General features: G+C 72.0%; 1 pseudogene. It reads right to left on the bottom strand.

What is annotated here, in order from left to right:
- Positions 1-592, bottom strand: a pseudogene (locus tag ABEB28_RS42870) (hypothetical protein); the annotation flags it as partial.
- Positions 593-608: the final 16 nt, after the last annotated feature.

Raw genomic sequence — 608 nt, 5'->3', positions numbered from 1 at the left:
CGCTGGCGGCGATCGCCACGCCGAGGCCACCGAGCCAGATCAGCGCGTGCACGGTGCCGAAGAACGCCCACGACGGCGCGGCACCGGCCGGCTGCCCGACCAGTCGGCGGCCGGCCCGGTGCCACCGCACGTAGAGCCAGAACATCACCGGCAGCAGCACGACGCCCATGCCGTAGAGCGTCAGCGCCACGCCGGAGCCGACCCAGTCGGCCACCTGGGTGAGCACCGGGCGGCTGTCCCAGGTCCGGAAGTCCGCCCGGGTCTCGGAGAAGAACCGCTCGTAACCCCGGCCGTCCCACCCGTGGACGAGGATGAAGAACATCCCGAAGTACGCGGCGACCAGCTGGAACGCCGCCAGCCGAAGCCGGCCGGTTCGGAGCAGCCGGCGGGTGACCAGGTAGCCGAGCACGCCCTGCGTCGTATTGGTCGCCGCGAACAGCGCGACCAGCCATGCCGGGATCGTGTCGTAGTCCCCGACGTGCATCGTCTCCCAGCTCGGGTAGCCCCAGAGCAGCCAGGCACCGCTCGGCGCGAACAGCGCCGCGCAGTAGAGCGCCGCGATCAGCAGGTACGGATCGGCGGGCGGCGTCATACCCGGCACGGCCGAG

This window comes from Cryptosporangium minutisporangium (genome assembly GCF_039536245.1).
In the GTDB taxonomy this organism is placed as follows: domain Bacteria; phylum Actinomycetota; class Actinomycetes; order Mycobacteriales; family Cryptosporangiaceae; genus Cryptosporangium; species Cryptosporangium minutisporangium.
This window is presented reverse-complemented; position numbering and strand designations above follow the sequence as displayed.